This window comes from Streptomyces sp. NPDC051907 (assembly GCF_040681075.1).
GTDB lineage: Bacteria > Actinomycetota > Actinomycetes > Streptomycetales > Streptomycetaceae > Streptomyces.
Window position 1 is genome coordinate 1 of record NZ_JBFAYB010000092.1, and the last position, 24,439, is coordinate 24,439.

At 73.1% G+C, this 24,439-nt stretch carries 9 protein-coding genes; 6 read left to right on the forward strand and 3 right to left on the reverse strand.

Annotation, left to right across the window (positions count from 1 at the left end; genetic code table 11):
• The 3 genes from AB0M39_RS33195 to AB0M39_RS33205 all read right to left on the reverse strand — a co-directional run.
• Positions 1-1,008, reverse strand: a 1,008-nt coding sequence (locus tag AB0M39_RS33195) for a pyridoxal phosphate-dependent aminotransferase (RefSeq protein WP_365370360.1), incomplete at its 3' end; no start/stop codon positions are given.
• 372 nt (positions 1,009-1,380) lie between these two features.
• Positions 1,381-2,388 (reverse strand): 2,3-diaminopropionate biosynthesis protein SbnB, encoded by a 1,008-nt coding sequence (sbnB, locus tag AB0M39_RS33200; RefSeq protein ID WP_365370362.1) that lies wholly within the window; start codon positions 2,386-2,388, stop codon positions 1,381-1,383.
• A 65-nt stretch (positions 2,389-2,453) separates the two neighbouring features.
• Complete coding sequence (locus AB0M39_RS33205) at positions 2,454-4,694, reverse strand: MMPL family transporter (RefSeq protein WP_365370364.1); 2,241 nt, start codon at positions 4,692-4,694, stop codon at positions 2,454-2,456.
• 301 nt (positions 4,695-4,995) lie between these two features.
• Between AB0M39_RS33205 and AB0M39_RS33210 the strand changes: the two genes are divergently transcribed.
• Genes AB0M39_RS33210 through AB0M39_RS33235 form a run of 6 tightly spaced genes read left to right on the forward strand, consistent with a single transcriptional unit; the run spans position 4,996 to position 24,410 of the window.
• Entirely contained in the window at positions 4,996-5,976 is a 981-nt protein-coding gene (locus AB0M39_RS33210; protein WP_365370366.1) for an ATP-binding cassette domain-containing protein, read from the forward strand.
• On the forward strand, positions 5,973-6,776 hold the full coding sequence (locus AB0M39_RS33215) for an ABC transporter permease (protein ID WP_365370368.1): 804 nt from the start codon (positions 5,973-5,975) through the stop codon (positions 6,774-6,776). Before AB0M39_RS33210 ends, AB0M39_RS33215 begins: the two co-directional genes overlap by 4 nt.
• A gap of 21 nt (positions 6,777-6,797) precedes the next feature.
• The gene (gene sbnA, locus AB0M39_RS33220) at positions 6,798-7,811 is read left to right on the forward strand and encodes a 2,3-diaminopropionate biosynthesis protein SbnA (protein ID WP_365370370.1); all 1,014 of its coding nucleotides are present in this window, start codon (positions 6,798-6,800) and stop codon (positions 7,809-7,811) included.
• Entirely contained in the window at positions 7,808-15,565 is a 7,758-nt protein-coding gene (locus AB0M39_RS33225; RefSeq protein WP_365370371.1) for an amino acid adenylation domain-containing protein, read from the forward strand. Before sbnA ends, AB0M39_RS33225 begins: the two co-directional genes overlap by 4 nt.
• Complete coding sequence (locus tag AB0M39_RS33230; protein ID WP_365370373.1) at positions 15,562-24,204, forward strand: amino acid adenylation domain-containing protein; 8,643 nt, start codon at positions 15,562-15,564, stop codon at positions 24,202-24,204. The genes AB0M39_RS33225 and AB0M39_RS33230 overlap by 4 nt, the downstream gene beginning before the upstream one ends.
• The gene (locus AB0M39_RS33235; RefSeq protein ID WP_365370375.1) at positions 24,201-24,410 is read left to right on the forward strand and encodes an MbtH family protein; all 210 of its coding nucleotides are present in this window, start codon (positions 24,201-24,203) and stop codon (positions 24,408-24,410) included. Before AB0M39_RS33230 ends, AB0M39_RS33235 begins: the two co-directional genes overlap by 4 nt.
• The last annotated feature ends 29 nt before the right edge of the window (positions 24,411-24,439 follow it).

The window sequence follows — 24,439 nt, forward strand, 5'->3', positions numbered from 1 at the left end:
CAGGCGCGGGAAGAGGTAGAGCGCGCCCTTCGGCTTCACGCAGGTCACGCCGGGGATCTGGGTGAGCAGGTCGTACGCGATGTCCCGCTGCTCCAGGATCCTGCCGCCCGGCAGCACCAGGTCCTCGATGGACTGCCGCCCGCCGAGCGCGGTGGCGACCGCGTGCTGCGAGGGCATGTTCGCGCACAGGCGCATATTGGCGAGGACGGTCAGGCCCTCGATGTACGAGGTGGCGTGCGCCTTGGGGCCGCAGACCGCCATCCAGCCGGAGCGGTAGCCGGCGACCCGGTAGTTCTTGGAGAGCCCGTTGAAGGTGAGGACCATCAGGTCGGGCGCGAGGGCGGCGGTGGGGGTGTGCGTGGCGCCGTCGTAGAGGATCTTGTCGTAGATCTCGTCGGAGCAGACGATCAGATTGTGCCGTCGGGCGATCTCGGTGAGGCCGCGCAGCATCTCGTCGTCGTACACCGCGCCGGTGGGGTTGTTCGGGTTGATGATCACGATCGCCTTGGTGCGATCGGTGATCTTCCGCTCGATGTCGGCGAGGTCCGGCATCCAGTCGGCCTGCTCGTCGCAGCGGTAGTGCACGGCGGTTCCGCCGGCGAGCGAGACGGAGGCGGTCCACAGCGGGTAGTCCGGGGCGGGTACGAGCACCTCGTCGCCGTCGTCGAGCAGCGCCTGCATCGACATCTGGATCAGCTCGGAGACGCCGTTGCCGAGGTAGACGTCCTCGACGTCCAGGTGGATGCCCTTGGTCTGGTAGTGCTGCATCACCGCGCGGCGGGCGGACAGCAGGCCCTTCGCGTCGCCGTAGCCGTGCGCCCCGGCGAGGTTGCGGAGCATGTCCTCGAGGATCTCGGGCGGGCACTCGAAGCCGAAGGCGGCGGGGTTGCCGGTGTTGAGCTTGAGGATGCGATGACCTGCCGCCTCGAGCCGCATCGCCTCCTCGAGGACCGGGCCCCGGATTTCGTAACAGACGTTTGCGAGCTTCGTGGACTGGATCACCTGCATGTCCGTGAGCTTACGGGCGCGTAAAGCTGATCGCTGCGTGTTTTGCCCCACGGGGTGATGGCGCGAATGTCCGGTTTGTTGCTTCTCTTGGCGGGGGAGGCGAGATTCCTTCGAAAGGTGCGCTCGGGGGCGCGGGGAGCCTGCGGATCAAATGCGCGATCGGGTCGAAGGAAATGGCCGGGTGTTGCCCTCGTCACCCCCGCAGGCCCGCGGCCGGCGCGGGGTCGAGGTCGCCGAGCCGGGTGACCAGGGCGCCCCTGCTCACCCACCCCGCTCACCCGCCCCGCTCACCCGCCCCGCTCACCCGCCTCGACGGCAGCGCGGCCCGCCTGGCGGGGGATACCAGGCGGGCCGCGGTCAGTGGCGCCGGTGCTACCAGCGGCTGGTCTCGCCGAAGAAGTCCTCGATCTCCACGGCCGAGCCCGCGGCCTTCGCCGTGCGGAACACATGGAGGCCGACCGCCAGGTCCAGCACGCCCAGACCGAACGGCGAGAAGATCACCGGCTTGTCCGAGCCGACCGACACCTCGCCCTTCACCACCTGGGCGAGCGTGCCCGTGATGAAGTCGCGGCCGCCGTACTTCTGCTCCGCCAGGTGCGGCGAGGTGTTCGCCTTCAGGCAGTGGTCGACGTCGTCCACGATGTTGTACGCGCCGTCGATCAGCTCCGGGCCGATGTCCCGCAGCGAGATGTTCAGCACGACCTGGCCGGGCGCGAAGGCGTCCGGGTCGACGATGTACGGCTCCGCGGCCGTCGTCGCCAGGACCACCACGTCGGCCCCGGACAGGGCGGCGGACAGCGAGGACTCCGTGGCCGCCGGGTAGCCCAGCGACTCGGCGGCGTACGACGCCAGGGCGGAGCCGTACTCCTCGCTCTTGTCGTGGACCGTGACCGAGGAGACCGTCCAGTCGCGGGAGGCGAAGAACTCCAGGATGTTGCGGGCGATGATGCCCGCGCCGACCACCGTCAGCTTGCCGGCGGTGCGGCCGCCGGTGAGCTGCTCGGCGGCGAGCACCGCGGAGGCCGCGGTGCGGGCCGCGCTGATCTGGGAGGCCTCGAGGCAGGCGAACGGGTAGCCGGTCTCGTAGTCGTTGAGCAGCAGCGCGGCCGACGCGCGCGGGATGCCCCGCTCGATGTTGGCCGGGAAGCTGCTGATCCACTTGATGCCGGAGACGTCCGCCGAGCCGCCCAGGTGGGCGGGGAGCGCGATGATGCGGGCGTCGGGCTTCTCGGGGAAGCGCAGGAAGTAGCTGTCGGGGTTCACCGAGTCGCCCGCGTGGTGCGCGAGGTAGGTGTCGCGCACGACGTCGACGATCTCGGGGCGGGACGACCCGATGATCTCCCGGGCCGTCTTGCCGCCGATGACGCTGAACTCGTACATGGTCGAAGTCCTTGTTCGGAGAGTTCGGAGAGTGCGAAGAGCTCGGAGAGTTCGGAATCCGCAGGTCAGTGGTTGACGAGCGGGGTGCGGTGGGCGCCCGCGGGCTGGCGCCCCGGCTCGGGGGCCTCGGCCGCCGCCTCCTCGCCGTGCGAGAGCTCCGGCAGCCACTTCAGCCAGCGCGGCAGGTACCAGTTGGACTCGCCCAGCAGGGCCATGACGGCCGGCAGCAGGACCGCTCGTACGAGCGTCGCGTCCAGGAAGACGGCGACCGCGAGGCCGATGCCCAGCTGCTTGAAGTCCTGCATGGACAGGGTCCCGAAGACCGCGAAGACGGCGACCATGATCATGCCCGCGCTGGTGACGACGCCCGCCGTGGAGCGGATGCCGTGCGCGACGGCCTTGATGTTGTCCGCGCCGCGGTCGTGGGCCTCGCGGATCCGGGAGACCACGAAGACGTGGTAGTCCATCGAGAGGCCGAACAGGACCACGAAGACGAACAGCGGCATCCAGGACTCGATCGCGCCGACCGCCGTGGTGCCGACCAGCTCGTCGCCCCAGCCCTTCTGGAAGACCGCGGTCATCACGCCGTACGCGGCCGCCACCGACAGCAGGTTGAGGACGATCGCGGTGATCGCGACGACGACCGAGCGGAAGCAGAGCAGCATCAGCAGGAAGCTGATGCCCATGACGAAGGCGAAGACCGGCACGATGCTCGACTTGAGCTGGTCGTTGTAGTCGGTCGAGAAGGCGAGGTCGCCGCCGACCGGGGCGTCGGAGCCCGAGGCCTTCGTCAGCGTCGCCGGGATGATGTCGTCGCGCAGCGTCTCCAGGGCCTTCACCGAGACGGCGTTGCGGCCGTCGCCGGCCAGCGGGGCGCTGATCACCGCGATGTTCTCGCCCTTGTGGACGGTGACCTCGATCGGGTTCATCACCTGCTTCGAGGCGAGCGCCTGCTTCTTGAACTCCTCGATGGCCTGCGTGGAGGCCGGCGAGGCGATGGCGGACGCCTTGTAGACGATCTGGGCCGGGGCGGGCGCGCCCGGGAAGGCCTTCTCGATCCGCTGAGCGGTCGTCACCATCGCGTTGTCGGCGGGCAGCAGCTGGTCGAAGCCCAGCTTCTCGGTCTTCATGGAGAGCGCGGGCGCGGCCAGCGCCAGCAGCGCGCCGATGCCCAGCAGCGCGAAGAGCGCCGGGACCTTCAGCACGGCGCCCAGCAGCCTGCCGGGACGCTCGTCGGCGTGGCGGACGCGCGCCTTCTTGCGGAAGCCGGGGATGCGGCCCAGCTCGACCTTGTCGCCGAGCATCGCCATCACGGCGGGCAGCACCGTCATGGAGCCGAGGACCGCGATCAGCACGACCTCGATGGTGGCGATGGCGAAGCCCTCGAAGACCGTGAGGCCGGAGAAGAACATGCCGGCCATGGCGACGGCGACGGTGAGGCCGGAGATCAGCACCGAGCGTCCGGAGGTCGCGGCGGCGATGTGCAGCGCGGTCGCCTTGTCGCGGCCGGCCGCGCGCTCCTCGCGCTCACGACGGATGTAGAACAGGCAGTAGTCGACGCCGACGGCCAGACCCATCAGCAGCATCACCGAGTTGGTCATGGCGTCGACGGGCACCAGCTGGCTGGAGAGGGCCAGCAGGCCCATCGCGGCCACGCAGGCGGTGATCGCCAGCACCAGCGGCAGCACCGCGGCGAGCACCGCGCCGAAGACGACCAGCAGGATGCCGAGCGCCACCGGCACGGCGGTGAACTCGGCGCGGGTGAAGTCCTCGCCGAGGGAGTCGTTGATGCCCTTGAGGCCGCTGGCCGCGCCGTACTCGCCGAGCGTGACCTGCGGGTGCGCCGCGTCCGTCTTGGCGATCGCGTCGAGGACCGGCTCGACGCGGTCGGCCGCGGTGTCCGGGTCGCCCTTGACGGCGAACTGGATCAGCGCGTCGTGCTGGTCCTTGGAGACCGCGCCCGTCTTGTACGGGTCGCCGATCCGCTCGGCCAGACCGGTGCCGTCGACGGCGGCGACCGCGTCGGCCACGGCCTTCTTGAACTCCGGCTGGTCGGCGGTCAGCGCGTCGCTGTGGACGAGGACCATCTCGGGCGCGGGGGTGCGGATGTCCGCGTCGACCAGGATCCGGGCCGCGCGCCCCGACTCGCCGGTGCCGTAGTCGGCCTCCGTGAGATTCTGCTGTCCCGCCATGCCGCCCAGCACCGTGAGCGCGATGACGGCGAAGAGCCACCCGAAGACCGCGGTCTTGCGGTGCCGGGCGCTCCAGCCTCCCAGTGAAGCCGCCAGATTGCGTTGACTCGCCATTACCTCTCCCGATGAGGACGTCTCACTTCATGTGATCCGCATGTGATCCGCAGTCGTGTGGTGATCGACGGTGTTGTGATCGACCGCGGTGTGCGACGGGAATCAGCGTAAAGAAATAAGAAGGTCAACTCCGGCTGCGGAAGTGGCAGTTCAGTGCCGTTGCAGCATCCTGCCAGCGGCCCTTTGCAGGAACCTGCACAGGCAGACTTCGGACAACCTTCGCGCGTTCCTTCCGGCCATCCCCCCAGTTACGTTCAATTCCCGTCGGAAGACTCAACGAATTCCAAGAAGGGGGGAAGGCGTGAATACCGCGATCGAGGCCGAAGGTCTGACGAAGCAGTACGGAAGTCACCGTGCCCTCAGCGGCGTGGACCTGTCGGTCCGAGCGGGCACCGTGCTCGGTCTGCTGGGGCCCAACGGGGCCGGCAAGACCACCACGGTCAGAATGCTCGCCACCCTGCTCGAGCCGGACGCGGGCTCGGCCCGCGTCGCCGGCTTCGACATCGTCAAGCAGCAGCGCGAGGTCCGCCGCCGGATCGGCCTCGCCGGACAGTACGCCGCCGTCGACGAGCTGCTCACCGGCCGGGAGAACCTCGTCCTGCTGGGCCGGCTGCTGCGGCTCGGCCGCAAGGGCGCCCAGGTGCGCGCCGCCGAGCTGCTGGCGCAGTTCGATCTCGAGGAGGCGGCCGACAGGCCCGCCAAGGAGTACTCCGGCGGCATGCGCCGCCGGCTCGACCTCGCGACCTGTCTGATCGCCTCGCCCGAGGTGCTCTTCCTCGACGAGCCGACCACCGGTCTCGACCCGGCCAGCCGCGCCACCCTGTGGCGGATGGTCCAGGAGCAGGTCGACAGCGGCGTCACCGTGCTGCTGACCACCCAGTACCTCGAGGAGGCGGACTTCCTCGCCGACCGGATCCTGGTCATCAACCACGGTCAGGTCATCGCCGACGGCACCTCCGACGAGCTGAAGCGGAAGGTGGGCGGCGAGCGTCTGGAGGTCTCCGTCGGCGAGGCCGCGACGCTCTCCTCGGCCGCCTCCGCGCTGGCGCCGCTCGCGCTCCAGCCGCCGGAGCTGGACGAGCGCCAGCGCACCGTCTCCGTACGGCTGCCGGACGGCATGGGGGCGCTGGCCTCGGCGGCCACCGCGCTCGAATACTCCGGCGTCCGCGTCGAGGAGTTCGCGCTGCGCCGCCCCTCGCTCGACGACGTCTTCTTCCACCTCACGGGAGAGGCAGCCACGGACCCGTACGCAAAGGAAAAGGAAGCGGAGGCCGCACGATGAGCTCGGCGCTCACTCACGGCAGCGATGTCCTGGCCCTCACCGGCCGCCATCTGCGCCATCTGCGCCGCACCCCGGAGAAGATCATCGGGGTGGCGCTCACGCCGGTCGCCATGGTGGTGATCCTCGGCTATCTCTTCGCCACGGTCGTCGAGGTGAAGAACAGCGGCGGCCAGTACCGCGAGTACATCATGGCCGGCGTCTTCGCCCAGGTCGGCCTCTCCTGCATCGGCATCACCGCGATCGGAGTCGCCGGCGACCTGGGCAAGGGCCTGATCGACCGGTTCCGCTCGCTGCCCATGGGGCGCGCGACCGTCCTGGTCGGGCACACGCTCGCGGACCTCGTCACGGCCGCCATGAGCATCCTGGTGGTCGCCCTGACCGGGCTGCTGGTCGGCTGGCGCGTCCACGGCACGTTCGGGGAGACCGTCGCCGGATTCGCGCTGCTGCTGGCCTTCGCCTACGCCATGCTCTGGGTCGGCGCGCTGCTCGGCATGGTGATGCGCAACCTCGAGGCGATCAACGGGATCGCGGCGCTGCTGCTGGTCCTGTTCTCGTTCCTGTCGAGCTCGTTCATGCCGCTCTCCGGCCTGCCCGCATGGCTGCGCACGGTCGCCGAGTGGAATCCGGTCAGCGCGGTCTCCGAGGCCTGCCGCCAGCTGTGGGGGAACACCGAGCCCGTCGCGTCGGGGAGTTACCCCGTGGAGCACCCGGTGATCGTCTCGCTGATCACGCTGAGCGTTCTCATTGCAGTTCTTGTACCGCTGAGCCTGCGTGTGTATCGCACGTCGGCCGCGCGATGATCTGGTCGATTTGGGGGAGTCATGCCGGTCATATCGGCGCCGCAGGAATTCAACACCGAAGACCTGTACGTCAATCTCCGTGAAATGTACGGAATCCCGCTGCACTTGAAATGCGAGGGATTCAATTTCGCGGGTTCCATCAAGCTGAAAGCCGCCGCCAGCATGATCGAGGCGGCCGAGCGCAGCGGTGCGCTCACCCAGGACTCGGTCCTGGTGGAGTCCTCGTCCGGAAACCTGGGAGTGGCGCTCAGCGTCATCGCCGCGGCCAAGGGCTACCGCTTCATCTGCGTCGTCGACTCGCGGACGAACCTGGCCACGCGCAAGGTCATCGAGTCGCTCGGCAGCGAGGTCCACACGGTCTCCGAGCCGTCCGCGGAGGGGGGATTCCTCGCGGCCCGGCTGGAGTACGTACGGGGGCTGCTGGCCTCCGACCCGCGCTACGTCTGGCTGAACCAGCACGCCAACCCGGACAACTGGCGGGCCCACTACCGCACCACCGCCCCGCAGATCGAGAAGCAGTTCCCGGACCTGGAGCTGCTGTTCATCGGCGCCGGCACGACCGGCACCCTGATGGGCTGCGCCCGCTACTTCAAGGAGCAGCCCCGCCCGGTCACCGTCGTCGCCGTCGACAGCGTCGGCTCGGTCACCTTCGGCGGACCCGCGGGCGTCCGCATGATCCCCGGCCTGGGCACCGGCGTCCGCCCCGCCCTGCTCGACACGTCGTTCGTCGACGACGTCGTGCACGTGCCCGAGGGCGACACCGTGCGCGCCTGCCACACCCTCGCCCGCGGCGGATTCCTCTTCGGCGGCTCCACCGGCACGGTCGTCAGCGGCGCACAGCGCTGGCTCGGCGAGCACCGGCCCGGCAAGGACGTCACCGCGGTCGCCATCGCGCCCGACCTCGGCGAGCGCTACCTCGACACCGTCTACCAGTCCAGCTGGGTCCGTGATCTGTACGGAGACCTCGACGGCGACGCCGCGGACGCCCACGGCCAGGAACTGACCGATCTCTCTACTGGAGCACTGCAGTCATGACCCCCAGTCACCCCGCGCAGCAGCTGCCGCTCTCCGCCGCGCAGCGCGAGATGTGGTACGGGCAGCAGGCGGACCCGGGCAACCCCGTGTTCACCATGGGCGACTTCCTCGAGCTGCACGGCCCGCTCGACGCCGCCCGCCTGACCGCGGCCTGGCAGGGCGTGCTGCGGGAGGCCGCCACGCTCCGCGCCCGCTTCACCGAGCACGACGGCGAGCCGCGCCAGTCCTTCGCGCCGCTCGAGGAGCTCCCCGTCGAGAGCGTCGACCTGTCCGGCGAGGACCGGCCGCGTCGCGCCGCCGAGGAGTTCATGCGCCAGGACCTGCTGGTCCCGCCGGACCTCGCCGTGCCGACGCTGCGCTCGGTGCTGCTGCGGCTCGGCCCGGAGCACACGGTGTTCTACATCCGCGTCAACCACATCCTGGTCGACGGGTTCAGCCGCGTCCTGATCTACAACCGGCTCGCCGCGCTGTACGCCGACCCGGACTCCGCGGAGGGGGCGTTCCCCGACCCGCGGACGCTCCTCGACGACGAGGCCGCCTTCGCCGAGACCGCGAAGTACGCCAAGGAACGCGCCTTCTGGCAGAGCCGGTTCGCGACCACGCCGGAGCCCGTCAGCCTCTCCACGCGGCCCCTGGTCCCCGCCCGCCGGTCGCTGCGCCGCGAGGCGCTGCTGCCCGCGCGGACCGTCGAGCGCCTGCGGGCGCTGGCCTGGGACACCCGGATCACCTGGCAGACGCTGCTCATCGCCGCCACCGGCGCGTACGTCCAGCGGGCCGCGGGCGTCGAGAGCGCCCTGCTCACCCTCGCCGTGCCGGCCCGCGCGACCGCCGCCGCCCGTCTGGTGCCCGGCATGCGCGCCAACTTCCTGCCGCACCCGGTCCGGGTCCGCCCGGGGCAGAGCGTGGCCGAGTTCCTGCGCGAGAGCGCCGGCGAGCTGCGCGCCACCCTGCGGCACCAGAACTACCGGGGCGACCAGGTCCGCCGCGACCTCGGCTTCACCGGCGACGCGGGCCGCTCGCTCGGCCCGACCGTCAACGTCCTGGAGTCCGGCTTCGACTTCGCCTTCGGCGCGTGCGCGGGACGGCTGCACAACCTCTCGACCGGCCCGGTCGACGACATGCAGATCATCTATCTCGACGCGGCCGGCGACGGCTACGCCGTACGCCTGGACGCCAACCCCGCCCTCTACACCGAGGACGAGCTGGACCTGCACCAGCGCCGGCTGTTCGGCTGGCTGGAGAAGATCGCGGACGCGGGCCCGGACGGGCTGCTCGGGCAGCTCGACGTGCTGCTCCCGCACGAGCTGGGGGTGCTCGGCGAGGAGTGGAGCGCGACCGCCGCCTTCGACGGCGCGGAGTCCGTCGGCGTGGTCGAGCGGGTGCGGGCGCACGCTGCCCGGACGCCGCACAAGACCGCGGTGCAGGACCCGGACGGGGACGTCTCGTACGAGGAGCTGGTCGCACTGGGCTCGGCGTTGACGCGTCGGCTCCAAGCTGCCGGCGCCGGTCCCGACCGTCGGGTCGCGGTGCTCTGCGAGCCGGGCGTGCCGTTCGTGGCGGGCGTGCTGGGGGTGCTGGGCGCGGGCGCCGCATGGGTCCCGCTGGACCTGCGCGCCCCCGTGGCGCGTACGGCCGCGCTGCTCGACGACAGCGGCGCCGACGTGCTCTACGCGGGACCGGGGCAGGAGGCCCTGGTCGAGGAGATCACCGCCCGGGCGAGCGCCCAGCCGACGGTGGTGGCCTGGGACGGGGCGCGCGACGCCGCGGCGGCCCTGGCAGAGCCCGCCGGCGCCGACGACGACCTCGCGTACGTCATCTTCACGTCGGGCTCGACGGGGAAGCCGAAGGGCGCGATGGTCCACCGGCGGGGGATGGTCAACCACCTCCTCGCCAAGGTCCAGGACCTGGGCATGTCGGCGGCTGACGTGGTGGTGCACAACGCGCCCGTCACCTTCGACATCTCGGTCTGGCAGATGCTCTCGCCGCTGGTCGTCGGCGGCCGGCTGATCGTGGTCTCGCGGGAGACCGCGTCCGACCCGCAGGAGCTGTTCGGGCGGGTGCTCGCCGACGGCGTCACCGTGCTGGAGGTCGTGCCGTCGCTGCTGCGCGCGGCCGTCGACTCCTGGCAGGCGGGCACGCCTCAGCCGTCGCTCGCGCCGCTGCGCGCGCTGATGGTCACCGGCGAGGCCCTGCCGGCCGACCTGGCCCGGACCTGGGTCGAGCTGGAGCCCGGCATCCCGCTGGTCAACGCGTACGGCCCCACCGAGTGCTCGGACGACGTCACGCACGCGATGATCGGCGCGGGCAGCGAACTGGGCGCGCGGGCGCCGATCGGCCACCCGGTGCGCAACACCCGGCTGTACGTGCTCGACTCGGTGCTCAGGCCGGTCGTGCCGGGGGTGCCCGGCGAGCTGTACGTGGGCGGCGTCGGCGTCGGCCGCGGCTACCTCGACGACACCCGCAAGACAGGGGTCACCTTCCTCGCCGACCCGTACGCGCAGCTCCCGGGCGCGCGGATGTACCGGACCGGCGACCGCGTGGTCCAGCGTCCGGACGGACAGCTGGAGTTCCTGGAGCGGGTCGACCACCAGGTCAAGATCCGCGGCCACCGCATCGAGCTCGGCGAGGTCGAGGCCGCGCTGCGCGAGGTGGACGGGGTCTTCGACTCCGCCGCCGCCGTGCACGACGGCCGGCTCGTCGGCTACGTCGTCGGCAGCACCGAGAACGTCAAGTCCGCGCTCTCGGCGGTGCTGCCGGACTACATGGTCCCCAGCGCCCTCGTCGCCCTCGACGCGCTCCCGCTGACCGCGAACGGCAAGGTCGACCGCAAGGCCCTGGCGGCCCCCGACCCGGCGGCCGTCTCCGCCGACCTGCGCGCTCCGCGCACCCCGCGCGAGCAGGCGCTGTGCGAGATCTTCGCCGAAGTCCTCGGCCTGCCCGCCGTCGGCATCGACGACGACTTCTTCGACCTCGGCGGGCACTCGCTGCTCGCCACCAAGGTCGCCGCCCGCATCCGCGCGCGGCTCGGCGCCGAACTCGCCATCCGCACCTTCTTCCAGGCCCGCACCGTGGCCGAGCTCGCCGACTGGCTCGACGACGCCGACCCGGCGACGACGGCCGTGCGCCCCGCGCTCACCGCCGCCGCCGTACGCCCCGAAGAGCTGCCGCTCTCCCCGGCCCAGCAGCGCCTGTGGTTCCTGGACCAGCTGGAGAACGGCTCCGCGACCTACCACCTCCCCTTCGCCGTACGGCTGACGGGAGCCCTGGACGCGGACGCGCTCGGCCAGGCGCTCGGCGACGTCGTCGCCCGGCACGAGTCCCTGCGGACCGTCTTCCCCGACACCGGAGGCCGGCCCCGCCAGCAGGTGATCCCCGCCGACGAGGCGCGCATCGCCCTGCCCGTCACCGCGATCGCCGAGGACGCGCTGCCCGCGGCCCTGACCGCCGCCGCGGTCCGCCGCTTCGACCTCGCGTCCGAACTGCCGCTGCGCGCCGAGCTGTTCTCGCTCGCGCCCACCGAGCACGTCCTGCTGCTCGTCCTGCACCACATCGCGTCGGACGGCTGGTCGATCGGCCCGCTCGCCCGCGACCTCGCCGAGGCGTACGCCCTGCGGCGGGAGGGCGCGGCCCCCGCGTGGGCGCCGCTGCCCGTCCAGTACCCCGACTACACGCTCTGGCAGCGCGAGCTGCTCGACGCGGTCTCCGACACCCAGCTCGCCTACTGGAAGGAGGCCCTCGCCGGGCTTCCCGAGGAGCTGGAGCTGCCGACCGACCACCCGCGCCCCGCGGTCTCCACCCACCTGGGCGCGACCGTCGAGTTCCGCATCGACGGCCCCGCGCACACGGCAGCCGCCCAGCTGGCGCGCCAGCAGGGCGCGAGCACCTTCATGGTGGTCCAGGCGGCGCTGGCGACCCTGCTCTCCAAGCTGGGCGGCGGCACCGACATCCCGCTCGGCACGCCTGTGGCGGGCCGCACCGACTCCGCGCTCGACGAGCTGGTCGGCTTCTTCGTCAACACCCTGGTCCTGCGCGCCGACCTGTCCGGCGACCCGACCTTCCGGGAGCTCGTCGACCGGGTGCGCGGCGCCGACCTGGCCGCCTACGCACACCAGGACCTGCCCTTCGAGGCGCTGGTCGAGGCGCTCGCCCCCAGCCGCTCCCTGGCGCGGCAGCCGCTGTTCCAGACCATGCTGGCGTTCCAGAACAACGCGTCGGCCGAGCTGGCCCTGCCCGGCCTGGAGCTGGACGTGACCCCGGTCCGCACCGGCGCCGCCAAGCTGGACCTCGCCTTCGAGCTGACCGAGCGGCACACCGCCGACGGGTCGCCCGACGGCATCGACGCCGTACTCGAGTACAGCACCGACCTGTTCACGGCCGAGACCGCGCAGTCCATCGCCGACCGGCTGACCCATCTGCTCGGCGCGCTGGCCGGCGACCCCGACCGCCGCCTGGGGCAGACCGACGCGCTGCTGCCCGCCGAGTCCGCCCGCATCCTGGGCGAGTGGGCGGGACCCACCCAGCACGTCGACGTCGCCGCCGTGCACGAGCTGTACGCGGCCAAGGCGGCCCAGCAGCCCGCGCACCCGGCGCTCGTCTTCGGCGACGTCACCCTGACGTACGCCGAGCTGGACGCCCGCGCCAACCAGCTCGCCCACGAGCTGATCGCCCGCGGGACCGGCCCCGGCGACCTGGTCGCCCTGCTGCTGCCCCGCTCGCCCGACATGGTGATCGCGCTGCTCGCCGTGCTGAAGGCCGGCGCGGCCTACCTCCCGATCGACGCGGCCTACCCGCTGGACCGCATCGCCTACATGCTCGACGACTCCCGGCCGGCGCTCGCGCTCACCATGGCCGCCGAGTCCGCCGGCCTCGGCGACTCGACCGTGGACCGGCTGCTGCTGGACGAGCAGAGCGTGCGCACGTCGGTGGCCGCGCGCCCCGAGCGCGCCCCGGCCGACGCCGACCGCTCCTCGGCCCTGACCCCGCTGCACCCGGCGTACGTCATCTACACCTCGGGCTCCACCGGCCGCCCCAAGGGCGTCGTCGTCGAGCACCGCACGGTCGCCGTGATGGTCGCCGACCAGGGCCCGAAGATGGGCATCGGCCCCGACACCCGCTGGCTCCAGTTCGCCTCGTACAGCTTCGACGCGGCGACCTGGGAGCTCTCCATCGGACTGCTGTCCGGGGCGACCATGGTCCTGTCGACGGCGGAGGACCGCGGACCCGGCGAGCCGCTCGCCGACCTGGTCGCCCGCAGCGACGTCAACATGGTCTGCCTGCCGCCGACCGTCCTGTCCGCCTGGCCGGCGGACCGGCCGATGCCCGAGGGCATGCAGCTGGTCGTCGCCGGCGAGGCCTGCCCGCCCGAGCTGGTCGAACGCTGGTCGCGCGGGCGCGTGATGCTCAACGCGTACGGCCCGACCGAGGCTACCGTCTGCTCCAGCATCAGCCTGCCGCTGTCCGGCGCGGTCAAGCCGCCCATCGGCTTCCCGCTCCACAACACCCGGCTGTACGTGCTCGACTCCCGGCTGCGCCCGGTGCCGCCCGGCGTCACCGGCGAGCTGTACATCGGCGGCGCCCAGCTGGCCCGCGGCTACCTCCGCAGGCCCTCGCTGACCGCCGGACGCTTCGTCGCGGACCCGTTCGCCGCCGAGCCGGGCGGGCGGATGTACCGCTCCGGCGACCTCGTGCGCTGGAACGCCGACGGCAGCCTCGACTACGTCGGCCGCGTCGACGACCAGGTGAAGCTGCGCGGCTTCCGCATCGAGCTCGGCGAGATCGAGGGCGTGCTGCTGGCCCGCGACGACATCGCGCAGGCCGCGGTGATCGTCCGCGAGGAGCGGCCCGGCGACAAGCGGCTCGTCGCCTACGCCGTGCCGGCGTCCGGCGACGGCGACGCCCGGGAGCTGCGCACGCACCTCGCGGCGGCGCTGCCCGAGCACATGGTCCCCGCCGCCGTCGTCCTGCTGGACGAGCTGCCGCTCACCGGCAACGGCAAGCTGGACCGCCGTGCCCTGCCGGCGCCCGACTACACGCAGGCCACCTCCGGCCGCGCGCCCGCGAACGAGCGGGAGGCCGCGCTCTGCCAGGCGTACGCCGACGTGCTCGGTCTGGACGCCGTCGGCGCCGACGACAGCTTCTTCGACCTCGGCGGCGACAGCATCAGCTCCATCCAGCTGGTCAGCACGGCCCGCGCGGCCGGCCTCGCGATCACCGCGCAGGACGTCTTCGTGCACCGCACCCCGCAGGGTCTCGCGCTGGCGGCCCGCGCCGCCGGACAGGTCGAGACCGTCGGCGCGGGCGAGGGCACGGGAGCGCTGCTGCCCACCCCGATCACCAGCTGGCTCGACGAGATCGCGGGACCGGTCGACGGCTTCCATCAGGCGGCGGTCGTACAGACCCCGCAGGACGCCACGCACGGCAAGATCGCCGCCGCGCTCCAGGCGGTCCTCGACCACCACGACGTGCTGCGGCTGTCCGGCGACGAGATCCTCGAGGCCGGCGCCGTACGGGCCGAGGACGTGCTGCGCCGGGTCGACGCGGCCGAGGTCGCCGACGCCCAACTGCCCGCCCTGGTACGCCAGGCCGCCGACCGGACCTGGCGCGAGCTGGCCCCGGCCGAGGGCGCCGTGCTGCGCGCCGTGTGGATCGACGCCGGCCCGGGACGCGCGGGGCGGCTGCTGCTGACCCTGCACCACCTGGTCGTGGACGGCGTCTCCTGGCGCATCCTGCTGCCGGACCTGGCGCAGGCGTACGAGCGGCCCGACGCGCCGCTCGCCCCGGTCGGGACCTCGTTCCGCCAGTGGGCGCGGCTGCTCCACCAGGAGGCCGGCCGCCGCACGGCCGAACTTCCCCTGTGGGAAGAGGTGCTGGCGGGCGGCGACGCCCCGATCGGCAGGCGGCCGCTCGACCCGGCCCTCGACACCGCGGCCACCGCGCACCGGCTCCGCCTGGAGCTGTCCGCCGAGCACACGGCCGCACTGCTCACCGAGGTCCCGGCGGTCTTCCACGCCGAGATCAACGACGTGCTGCTCACCGCGCTCGCGCTCTCCGTCGCCGACTGGCACCGGAAGCGCAACGAGCCGCAGGACGTGCTGATCGAGCTGGAGGGCCACGGCCGCGAGGAGATCGTGCCCGGCACGGACGTCTCCCGCACGGTCGGCTGGTTCACCAGCACCCACCCGGTCCGCCTCGACGTGGGGCTGCCCGACTGGGACGAGATCCACGCCGGCGGACCGGCCGTCGGCCAGACGCTCAAGGAGATCAAGGAGCAGCTGCGGCGGCTGCCCGACCACGGGATGGGCCACGGCCTGCTGCGCCGTCTGCACCCGCAGAGCCGCGAGCAGCTGCGCCGGCACGCCGCGCCGCAGCTCGGCTTCAACTACCTGGGCCGGATGGCGCTCCCGGAGGCCGCCGACTGGCAGCTCGCCGCCGAGTCGCTGGACGTGGCGGCCGGCATGGACCCGGGCATGCCGCTGCCGCACGCGCTGGGCGTCAACGCCCGCACCGAGGACCGGCCCGGCGGCTCGCGCCTGGTCGCCGAGTGGGCGTGGGCGGGGCTCGCCGTGGCCGACGCGGACGCGGAGGCCGTCGCCCGCGGCTGGTTCCGCGCGCTTCAGGTGCTGGTCGACCACGCGGCCCGGCCGGACGCCGGGGGCTTCACGCCCTCGGACCTGTCGCTGGTCGAGGGCCTGGACCAGGACGAGATCGACGAGTTCGAGAACGAGTTCGCAGACGAGTGGGGGACAGAGCAGTGAGCGGTACGAAGAGAACACCGACGAAGTCCGGCGGCCTCAGCGACGTGCTGCCGCTGACGCCGCTCCAGGAAGGCCTGCTCTTCCACGCCGTCTACGACCGGCAGCAGCTGGACGTGTACTCCGTACAGCTCGTCCTCGACCTCGAAGGGCCCCTCGACCGGGCCGCGCTCAAGGCCGCCGCGGCGGGCCTGCTGCGCCGCCACGCCAACCTCCGCTCCGGCTTCCGCTACCGCAAGAACGGGCAGCCCGTCCAGCTCGTCCCGCGCGAAGTCCCGGTGCCGTGGCGGGAGCTGGAGGCCGCAGGCGACCTCGACGAGCTCACCGACCGCGACCGGTCCGAGCCCTTCGACGTCGGCCGTCCGCCGCTGATCCGGTTCACCGTCATCGGCACCGGCCCCGACAGCTGCCGGCTGCTCGTCACCTGCCACCACATCCTGCTGGACGGCTGGTCGATGCCGATCCTGCTCCAGGAGCTGTTCGCGGCGTACGCGGCCGGCGGCGACGCCTCCGGGCTGCCCGCGGTCACAACGTACAAGACGTATCTGTCCTGGCTCGCCCGCCAGGACCAGCAGGCCGCGGCCGGCGCGTGGCAGCGGCTGCTCGCCGGACTGGAGGAGCCCACCCGGCTCGTCCCGGCCCCGCCCGGCCGCGCGCCCGTCCTGCCCGAACGGTGCCTGGCCGAGCTCGACGAGGAGGCGACCGCTCGCCTCACAACGTGGGCCCGCGAGCGCGGAGTCACGCTCTCCAGCGTGCTCCAGGGCGTCTGGGCGGTCGTCCTGACCGCGCTGACCGGCCGCGACGACATCGTCTTCGGCACCACGACCTCCGGCCGGCCGCCGGAGCTGCCCGGCGTCGAGTCGATGGTCGGCCTCTTCATCAACACCCTGCCGGTCCGCCTCCAGGCGCCGGCGGCCCGGACGCTGGCCGACGTCGTCGCCACGGCCCAGGCCCAGCACACCGAGCTGCTGCCCCATCAGCACCTGGGCCTGTCCCGCATCCAGCAGGACGCGGGCCACGGCGAGCTCTTCGACACGGTCCTCATCTTCGAGAACTACCCGCTCGACCCCGACGCCCTGCGCGACGCCGTCCCCGGCCTCACGGTCACCGGCGTCGACGGCCGCGACGCCACGCACTACCCGCTGTCGCTGCTGGTCCTGCCCGGCGAGAAGATCACCCTGCGGCTGGACTACGCGCCGGACCTGGTGGGCGCGCAGGAGGCGGCGGCGGTCGCGGGCCGGGTCCTGCGCCTGCTCCAGATGCTGCCGGACACGGCGGACCAGCCGCTGGGCCGGCTGGACCTGCTCGGCGTCGACGAGCGGGAGACGCTGCTCGGCGCGTACAACGCCACGGCGCGCTCGTACCCGACGGCGCCGCTGCGCGACCAGCTCGCGGGGCTGCTCCGCGGGCCCGCGAGCGCGGGCGCCGATTCCACCGGCCCGGCGACGTCGGCCCGTGCGGCGAGCGAGGACGCGTCCGCGGGGCGCGCGCCTCAGCCGTCCGGCACGGAGGGCCTCCAGGGCGCCGCCCCGAGCCCCGCCTCCCAGACGGCGGGGCCGGACCTCGGCGACGCGCCCGCCCTGCGCTGCGGCGGCGAGCGGCTCAGCTACGCCGAGCTGCACGCCCGCGCCGACCGCCTCGCCCACGAGCTCGTCGCCCGGGGCGCGGGCCCCGGCGCGCTCGTCGCCATCGCGCTGCCGCGCTCGGTCGACCTCGTCGTGTCGACCCTCGCGGTCGTCAAGGCCGGCGCCGCCTATCTGCCCCTCGACCCCGACTACCCCGCCGACCGCATCGGCTACATGCTCGACGACGCGGACCCCGTCCTCGTCCTCACCACGGCGGGCGTCGCCGAGGCGCTGCCCGCCGTCGCCGAGCGGCCGTGGCTCGCCCTCGACGCCGACACCACGAGAAAGTCGCTCGCCGCCCACCCCACCGGGCCCGTCGCGACGCCCGCACCGCACCCGCTGGACACCGCGTACACGATCTACACGTCCGGGTCGACCGGCCGCCCCAAGGGCGTCGTCGTCCCGCAGGGCGCCCTCGTCAACCTCGTCCACGACATGGCCGAGCGATTCCGGATCGGCGCCGAGGACCGGTTCCTGTCCGTCACCACCTTCGGCTTCGACATCTCCAACCTGGAGATCTTCGTTCCGCTGCTGACCGGCGCGGAGCTCGTCCTGGCCGAGCGCGACACCGTCCGCGACCCCGCAGCCCTCGCCGCGCTCATCACCGGCAGCGACGCCACGGTCATGCAGGCCACCCCGACCCTGTGGCACGCCCTGGTCACCGAGCAGCCGCAGAGCCTGAGCGCCCTGCGGGTGCTGATCGGCGGCGAGGCCGTCGGCGAGCCGCTCGCCGACGCGCTGCGGGCCGCGTCCCGCGAGGTCACCAACGTCTACGGGCCGACCGAGACGACCATCTGGTCGACCGCGGCCGCCCTGGACGGCGAGCGAGGAGGCGTGCCGCCCATCGGCCGTCCCATCGCCAACACCCAGGTGTACGTGCTCGACGACGCCCTGCGCCCCGCCCCGGCGGGCGCGATCGGCGAGCTGTACATCGCGGGCGACGGCGTGGCCCGCGGCTACCACGGGCGGCCCTCGCTGACCGCGACCCGCTTCGTGCCCGACCCGTACGGCCCGGCCGGCGCCCGGATGTACCGCACCGGCGACGTCGTGCGCTGGGGCGCCGACGGCCAGATCGAGTACATCGGCCGCGCCGACCACCAGGTCAAGATCCGCGGCTTCCGGATCGAGCTCGGCGAGATCGAGTCCGCGCTCGCCGCGCACCCCGACGTCGCCCAGGCGACCGTCCTCGCCCGCGAGGACCGCCCGTCGGACACACAGCTGGTCGCGTACACGGTCGCGGTCGAAGGCCGCACCGCCGACCCGGCCGCGCTGCGCGCCCACCTCGGCGCGTCGCTGCCCGCGCACATGGTCCCCGCGCTGTACGTCGCGATGGACGCGCTGCCGCTCACCGCGAACGGCAAGGTCGACCGCAAGCTGCTGCCCGCGCCCGACCCGGCCCTGCGCACCGCGGGCCGCGCCGCGCGCACCCCGCAGGAGCAGCTGCTGTGCGAGGCGTTCGCCGAGGTCCTGGGCCTGTCCACGGCCCCCGGACCCGAGGACTCGTTCTTCGAGCTGGGCGGCCACTCGCTGCTCGCCACCCGACTGGTGGGCCGGATCAGGGCCGCGCTCGGCGCGGACCTGCCCGTGCGCGCGGTCTTCGAGTCCCCGACCCCGGCGGCCCTCGCGGCCCGGCTGGAGGGCGCCGGCGAGGCGCGCACCGCCCCGGCGCCGGTCGTGCGGCCCGAGGTGCTGCCGCTCTCGCCCGCCCAGCAGCGCCTGTGGTTCCTGGGCCAGTTGGAGGGCGAGAACCCGGCGTACAACATCCCGGTCGCCGTCCGGCTGACCGGCGAGCTGGACGCGGACGCGCTGCGGGCGGCCGTGCAAGACGTCGTCGTACGCCACGAGGCGCTGCGCACCCGCTACCCGGACACCGAGGGAAGGCCGCGGCAGGAGGTCGTGGACGTCGCCGACCTGCGGATCGACCTGGAGGCGACCGAGCTGACCGAGGTCGCGGTCGAGCAGGCCGCCCGCCGCGGCTTCGACCTGGCCGTCGAACTCCCGCTGCGCGCCCACCTCTTCCGGGCCTCCGACACCGAGCACGTGCTGCTGCTCGTCGTGCACCACATCGCCGCGGACGGCTGGTCCATCGGCCCGCTCGGCGGCGACCTGGCCACGGCGTACGAGTCCCGGCTCGCGGGCGCCGCGCCGGCGTGGGCGCCCCTGCCCGTCCAGTACGCCGACTACACCCTCTGGCAGCGCGAGCTGCTCGACGCGGTCTCCGAGGACCAGCTGGCCTACTGGCGCGAGGCGCTCGCCGGGCTGCCCGAGGAGCTCGAGCTGCCCGCCGACCGCACCCGGCCGGCCGCTCCGTCCTACCAGGGCGGCACGGTCGACTTCCGGATCGACGGCGAACTGCACGCCGCCGTCGGGGCGTTGGCGCGCTCGTCCGGCGCGAGCACCTTCATGGTGCTCCAGGCCGCGCTGGCCGCCCTGCTCGCGAAGCTCGGCGGCGGGGACGACATCCCGCTCGGCACGCCGGTCGCGGGCCGCACCGACCCGGTCCTGGACGACCTCGTCGGCCTGTTCGTGAACACCCTGGTCCTGCGCACCGACGTCTCGGGCGACCCGACCTTCCGCGAGCTGCTGGAGCGGGTGCGGGCCGCGGACCTGGCGGCGTACGCGCACCAGGACCTGCCGTTCGAGGCGCTCGTCGACGCCCTCGCGCCGACCCGCTCGCTGGCGCGCCACCCGCTGTTCCAGACGATGCTCACCCTGCACAACCAGCCGGAGACGGCCGTGCGGCTGGCGGGCGTCCAGTCCGAGCCGCTGCTGATCGCCACCGGCACCGCCAAGGCCGACCTCGCCTTCGAGCTCTTCGAGCGCCGCACGGCTCAGGGCGCCCCGGACGGGATCGACGCCGTCCTGGAGTACAGCAGCGACCTGTTCGGCCCGGCGACCGCGCGGTCCATCGCCGACCGCCTCGCCCACCTGCTGGGCGCGCTGGTCGCCGACCCGGACCGGCGCCTCGGCGAGATCGACGCGCTGCTGCCCGCCGAGCGCCGAGCGATCGAGGCCGGCTGGTCGGCGACCGCCGCCGACGACGTGTACGAGGGCGTCGTCGAGCGGGTGCGGGCGCATGCGGCCCAGGCGCCGCACAAGACCGCGGTGCGGGACCCGGACGGGGACGTCTCGTACGAGGATCTGGTCGCACTGGGCTCGGCGTTGACGCGTCGGCTGCAGGCGGCCGGGGCGGGTCCCGACCGTCGGGTCGCGGTGCTCTGCGAGCCGGGCGTGCCGTTCGTGGCGGGCGTGCTGGGGGTGCTGGGCGCGGGCGCCGCGTGGGTCCCGCTGGACCTGCGGGCCCCCGTGGCCCGCACGGCCGCGCTGCTCGACGACAGCCGCGCCGACGCCCTGTACATCGGCCCCGGTCAGGAGGAGCTCGCCCGCGAGATCCTCGCCCAGGCAGGCGCGGCCCCGGCCGTCGTCTCCTGGGACGGCGCGAAGGACCCGCTGGACGGGCTCGCCCCGCTCGCCGGAGCGCCGGACGACCTGGCGTACGTCATCTTCACCTCGGGCTCGACGGGCAAGCCGAAGGGCGCGATGGTCCACCGGCGGGGGATGGTCAACCACCTCCTCGCCAAGGTCCAGGACCTGAGCCTGGCCGCCTCGGACGTCGTCGTGCACAACGCGCCCGTCACCTTCGACATCTCGGTCTGGCAGATGCTCTCCCCGCTGGTCGTCGGCGGCCGGCTGATCGTGGTCTCGCGGGAGACCGCAGCCGACCCGCAGGAGCTGTTCGGCCGGATCGCCCAGGACGGCGTCACCGTCCTGGAGGTCGTGCCGTCGCTGCTGCGCGCGGCCGTCGACTCCTGGCAGGGCGGTCTCGTACGGCCCGAACTCGCGCCGCTGACCTGGCTGATGGTCACCGGCGAGGCGCTGCCCGCAGACCTGGCGGCCCAGTGGCTGGAGATCGCTCCGCACATCCCGCTGGTCAACGCGTACGGCCCCACCGAGTGCTCGGACGACGTCACGCACGCGGTCATCGGCGCGGGCAGCGAGCTGGGCGCGCGGGCGCCGATCGGCCACCCGGTGCGCAACACCCGGCTGTACGTGCTGGACTCGCTGCTCAAGCCGGTGGTCCCGGGGGTGCCGGGCGAGCTGTACGTCGGCGGCGTCGGCGTCGGCCGCGGCTACCTCGACGACACCCGCAAGACGGGGGTCACCTTCCTCGCCGACCCGTACGCACCCGAGAAGGGCGCGCGGATGTACCGCACGGGCGACCGCGTGCTCCAGCGCCCCGACGGGCAGCTGGAGTTCCTGGAGCGGGTCGACCACCAGGTCAAGATCCGCGGCCACCGCATCGAGCTCGGCGAGGTCGAGGCCGCGCTGCGCGCCGTCGTCGGGGTCTTCGACTCCGCCGCCGCCGTGCACGACGGCCGGCTCGTCGGCTACGTCGTCGGCAGCACGGACGAGGTCAGGACCACCCTGGCCGCGGTGCTGCCGGACTACATGGTCCCCAGCGCCCTCGTCGCCCTGGACGCGCTCCCGCTGACCGCGAACGGCAAGGTCGACCGCAAGGCCCTCCCGGCCCCCGGCCCGGCGGCCGTCGCCTACTCGGGACCGGCCCGCCTGCCCCGCACGGACGCCGAACGCGCCCTGTGCGACGTCTTCGCCGCCGTCCTCGGCCTGCCCGAGGTCTCCATCGACGACGACTTCTTCGACCTCGGCGGCGACAGCATCCGCTCCATCGAAGTGGTCGCCCGCGCCCGTCGCGCCGGACTGGCCGTCACCGCGGCCGACGTCTTCACCCACAAGTCCGTCGTCGCGCTCGCCGCGGCCGTCGGCGAGGCGGAGGCCGTCCCGGTCGTCGGCACGGACGACGGGATCGGCGTCTTCGCGCCGACCCCGATCATGCTGCGCATGCTCGAAGAGGGCGGCCCGGTCGACGGATTCAACCAGTCCGTCGTCCTGACCACCCCGGCCGGCCTCGACCCCGACCGCCTCGCCGCCGCGCTCCAGCGGGTGATCGACCACCACGACGCCCTGCGGCTGCGTCTGTCCGGCCAGGGGCCGGAGACCTGGCAGTTGGAGACCGGCGCCCCCGGCGCCGTGCCCGCCGGGCCGCTGCTCACCCGGATCGACGCCTCGCACCGGGCGTACGAGGACGAGTCGCTGCTGCGGCGCGCCGTCGAGGCCCAGTCGATGGCCGCCCGCGACCGGCTCGCGCCGCGCGACGCGGTCAACGTGCAGGCGGTCTGGCTCGACCGCGGCCCCACGCGGCCCGGCCGGCTGGTGCTGATGCTGCACCATCTCGTGGTGGACGGCGTCTCCTGGCGCATCCTGCTGCCGGACCTGCTCTCCTCGTACGAGACGCCCGAGACGGCTCTCGACCCGGTCGGCACGTCGTTCAGGCACTGGTCGCAGCTGCTGGGCGCCGAGGCCGCCGAGGGCCGTCGCGCGGCCGAACTCGCCCTGTGGGAAGGACTGACGGGCGGCGGCGAGCCCCTGCTGGGCAGCCGGTCGCTCGACCCCGTGCTCGACACGTACGCCACCGCCGCCAAGCTGCGGCTGACGCTGCCGGCCGAGCACACCGCCCCGCTCCTGGACCGAGGCCCCGCCGCCTTCCAGGCGGAGATCAACGATCTGCTGCTGGCCGCGCTCGCCCTCGCCGTCGAGGAGGAGCGGGGGACCGGCGCGCTGGTCGAGGTCGAGACCCACGGCCGCGAGCAGCTGCACCCGGGCATCGACCTCTCCCGTACGGTCGGCTGGTTCACCGGCGCCCACCCGGTGCGGCTCCAGGCCGCGGGCCTCGGCCCGGAGCAGGCGGTCAAGGAGGTGCGCGAACAGCTCGCCGCCCTCCCCTCGCACGGCCTGGGCCACGGCGTCCTGCGCCACCTCGCCGGCGAGCGCACCCTCGCGGTCAACCCGCAGATCGGCTTCAACTACCTGGGCCGCTTCGGGGCGGTGGAGTCGTACGGCGGCCAGTGGGCCGCCGCGCCCGAGTCGCAGGAGGCGTACGCGCCGGCCGCCGACGCCATGCCGCTCGGGCACGTCCTGGAGCTGGACGCGCTCGTGGAGGACGGCCCAGGCGGGCCCGAGCTCGTCGCCAACTGGACGTGGGCGAGCGGGGTGCTGGGCGCGGAGGCCGCCCAGGCGCTGGCCGAGAGCTGGTTCCGGGCGCTGCGGAGCCTTGCCGTGCGGGCCGAGGAGCTGTCCGCCTCGAGTCCGGGCGCGGCGCGGCGACCCGCCCTGCTCGCCGAGGCGTTCGACACGACGCTGCCCATCCGTACCGCGGGGAGCCGTGCGCCGCTGTTCTTCATGCACGGCGGCGTCGGTCTCAGCTGGCCCTATCTGGGGCTCGCCGAGCACCTTTCCAAGGAATTCCCCGTCTATGGGTTCCAGACGTCCGGAATTATCGCGGAAGCTCCTCTTCCGTCATCCATAGCGGAAATGGCCCGGGAATATGTCGGCAGAATTCTGGAAATTCAGCCGAAGGGGCCTTACCATATTCTCGGATGGTCGTTCGGCGGACTTCTCGCCCACGCGGTCGCCACGCGACTGGAAGAGCTCGGCCACCGCGTCGCCTTCCTCGCGAACCTCGACAGCTACCCGGTCCCCGAGCCCGGAGGCATCCCGGACGACGCCGCGCTGCTCCTGAAGATGCTGGAGTACAGCGGCTACGACGCGGAGCGCTTCGCCGGCCGCGCGCCCGAACTGGCCGAGGTGCTGGAGCTCTTCAGGCGGGACGCCAATCCGCTCGCGGGCCTCGACGAGGAGCAGCTGGGCCGGCTGCTGCGGATCGTGCGCAACCACGCCGTCCTCTCCGGCGAGTTCGTCCCGGACCGCTTCAGCGGGGACGTCCTGTTCGTCTCCGCGGCCCTCGGCCTCGACGAGAACTCCCCGACCATCAAGGAATGGGCCCCGCATATCGGCGGCCGCATCTCCCACCACAGCATCGAGTCGGACCACGACGGAATGATGCGCCCCGAACCGCAGGGGGCGATCGGACGCATCATCGCCGCTCACCTTTCAGGCATCGGCGCAGACGCCGCAGAATTCACGGAGGACGCAGCATGAAGAACAACCCGTTCGACGACGAGAACGGCACTTTCCTGGTCCTGGTCAACGACGAGGGACAGCACTGCGTCTGGCCCGAGTTCGCCGCCGTCCCCGACGGCTGGACCACGGTCCTGCCGGCCGGCGGACGCGAAGCCGCCCTGGACTACATCGAGGGCGCCTGGACGGACATGCGACCCACATCGCTGATCCAGGCCGCCGCCTGAGCACCGGTCACCCGTCACCCCTCACCACC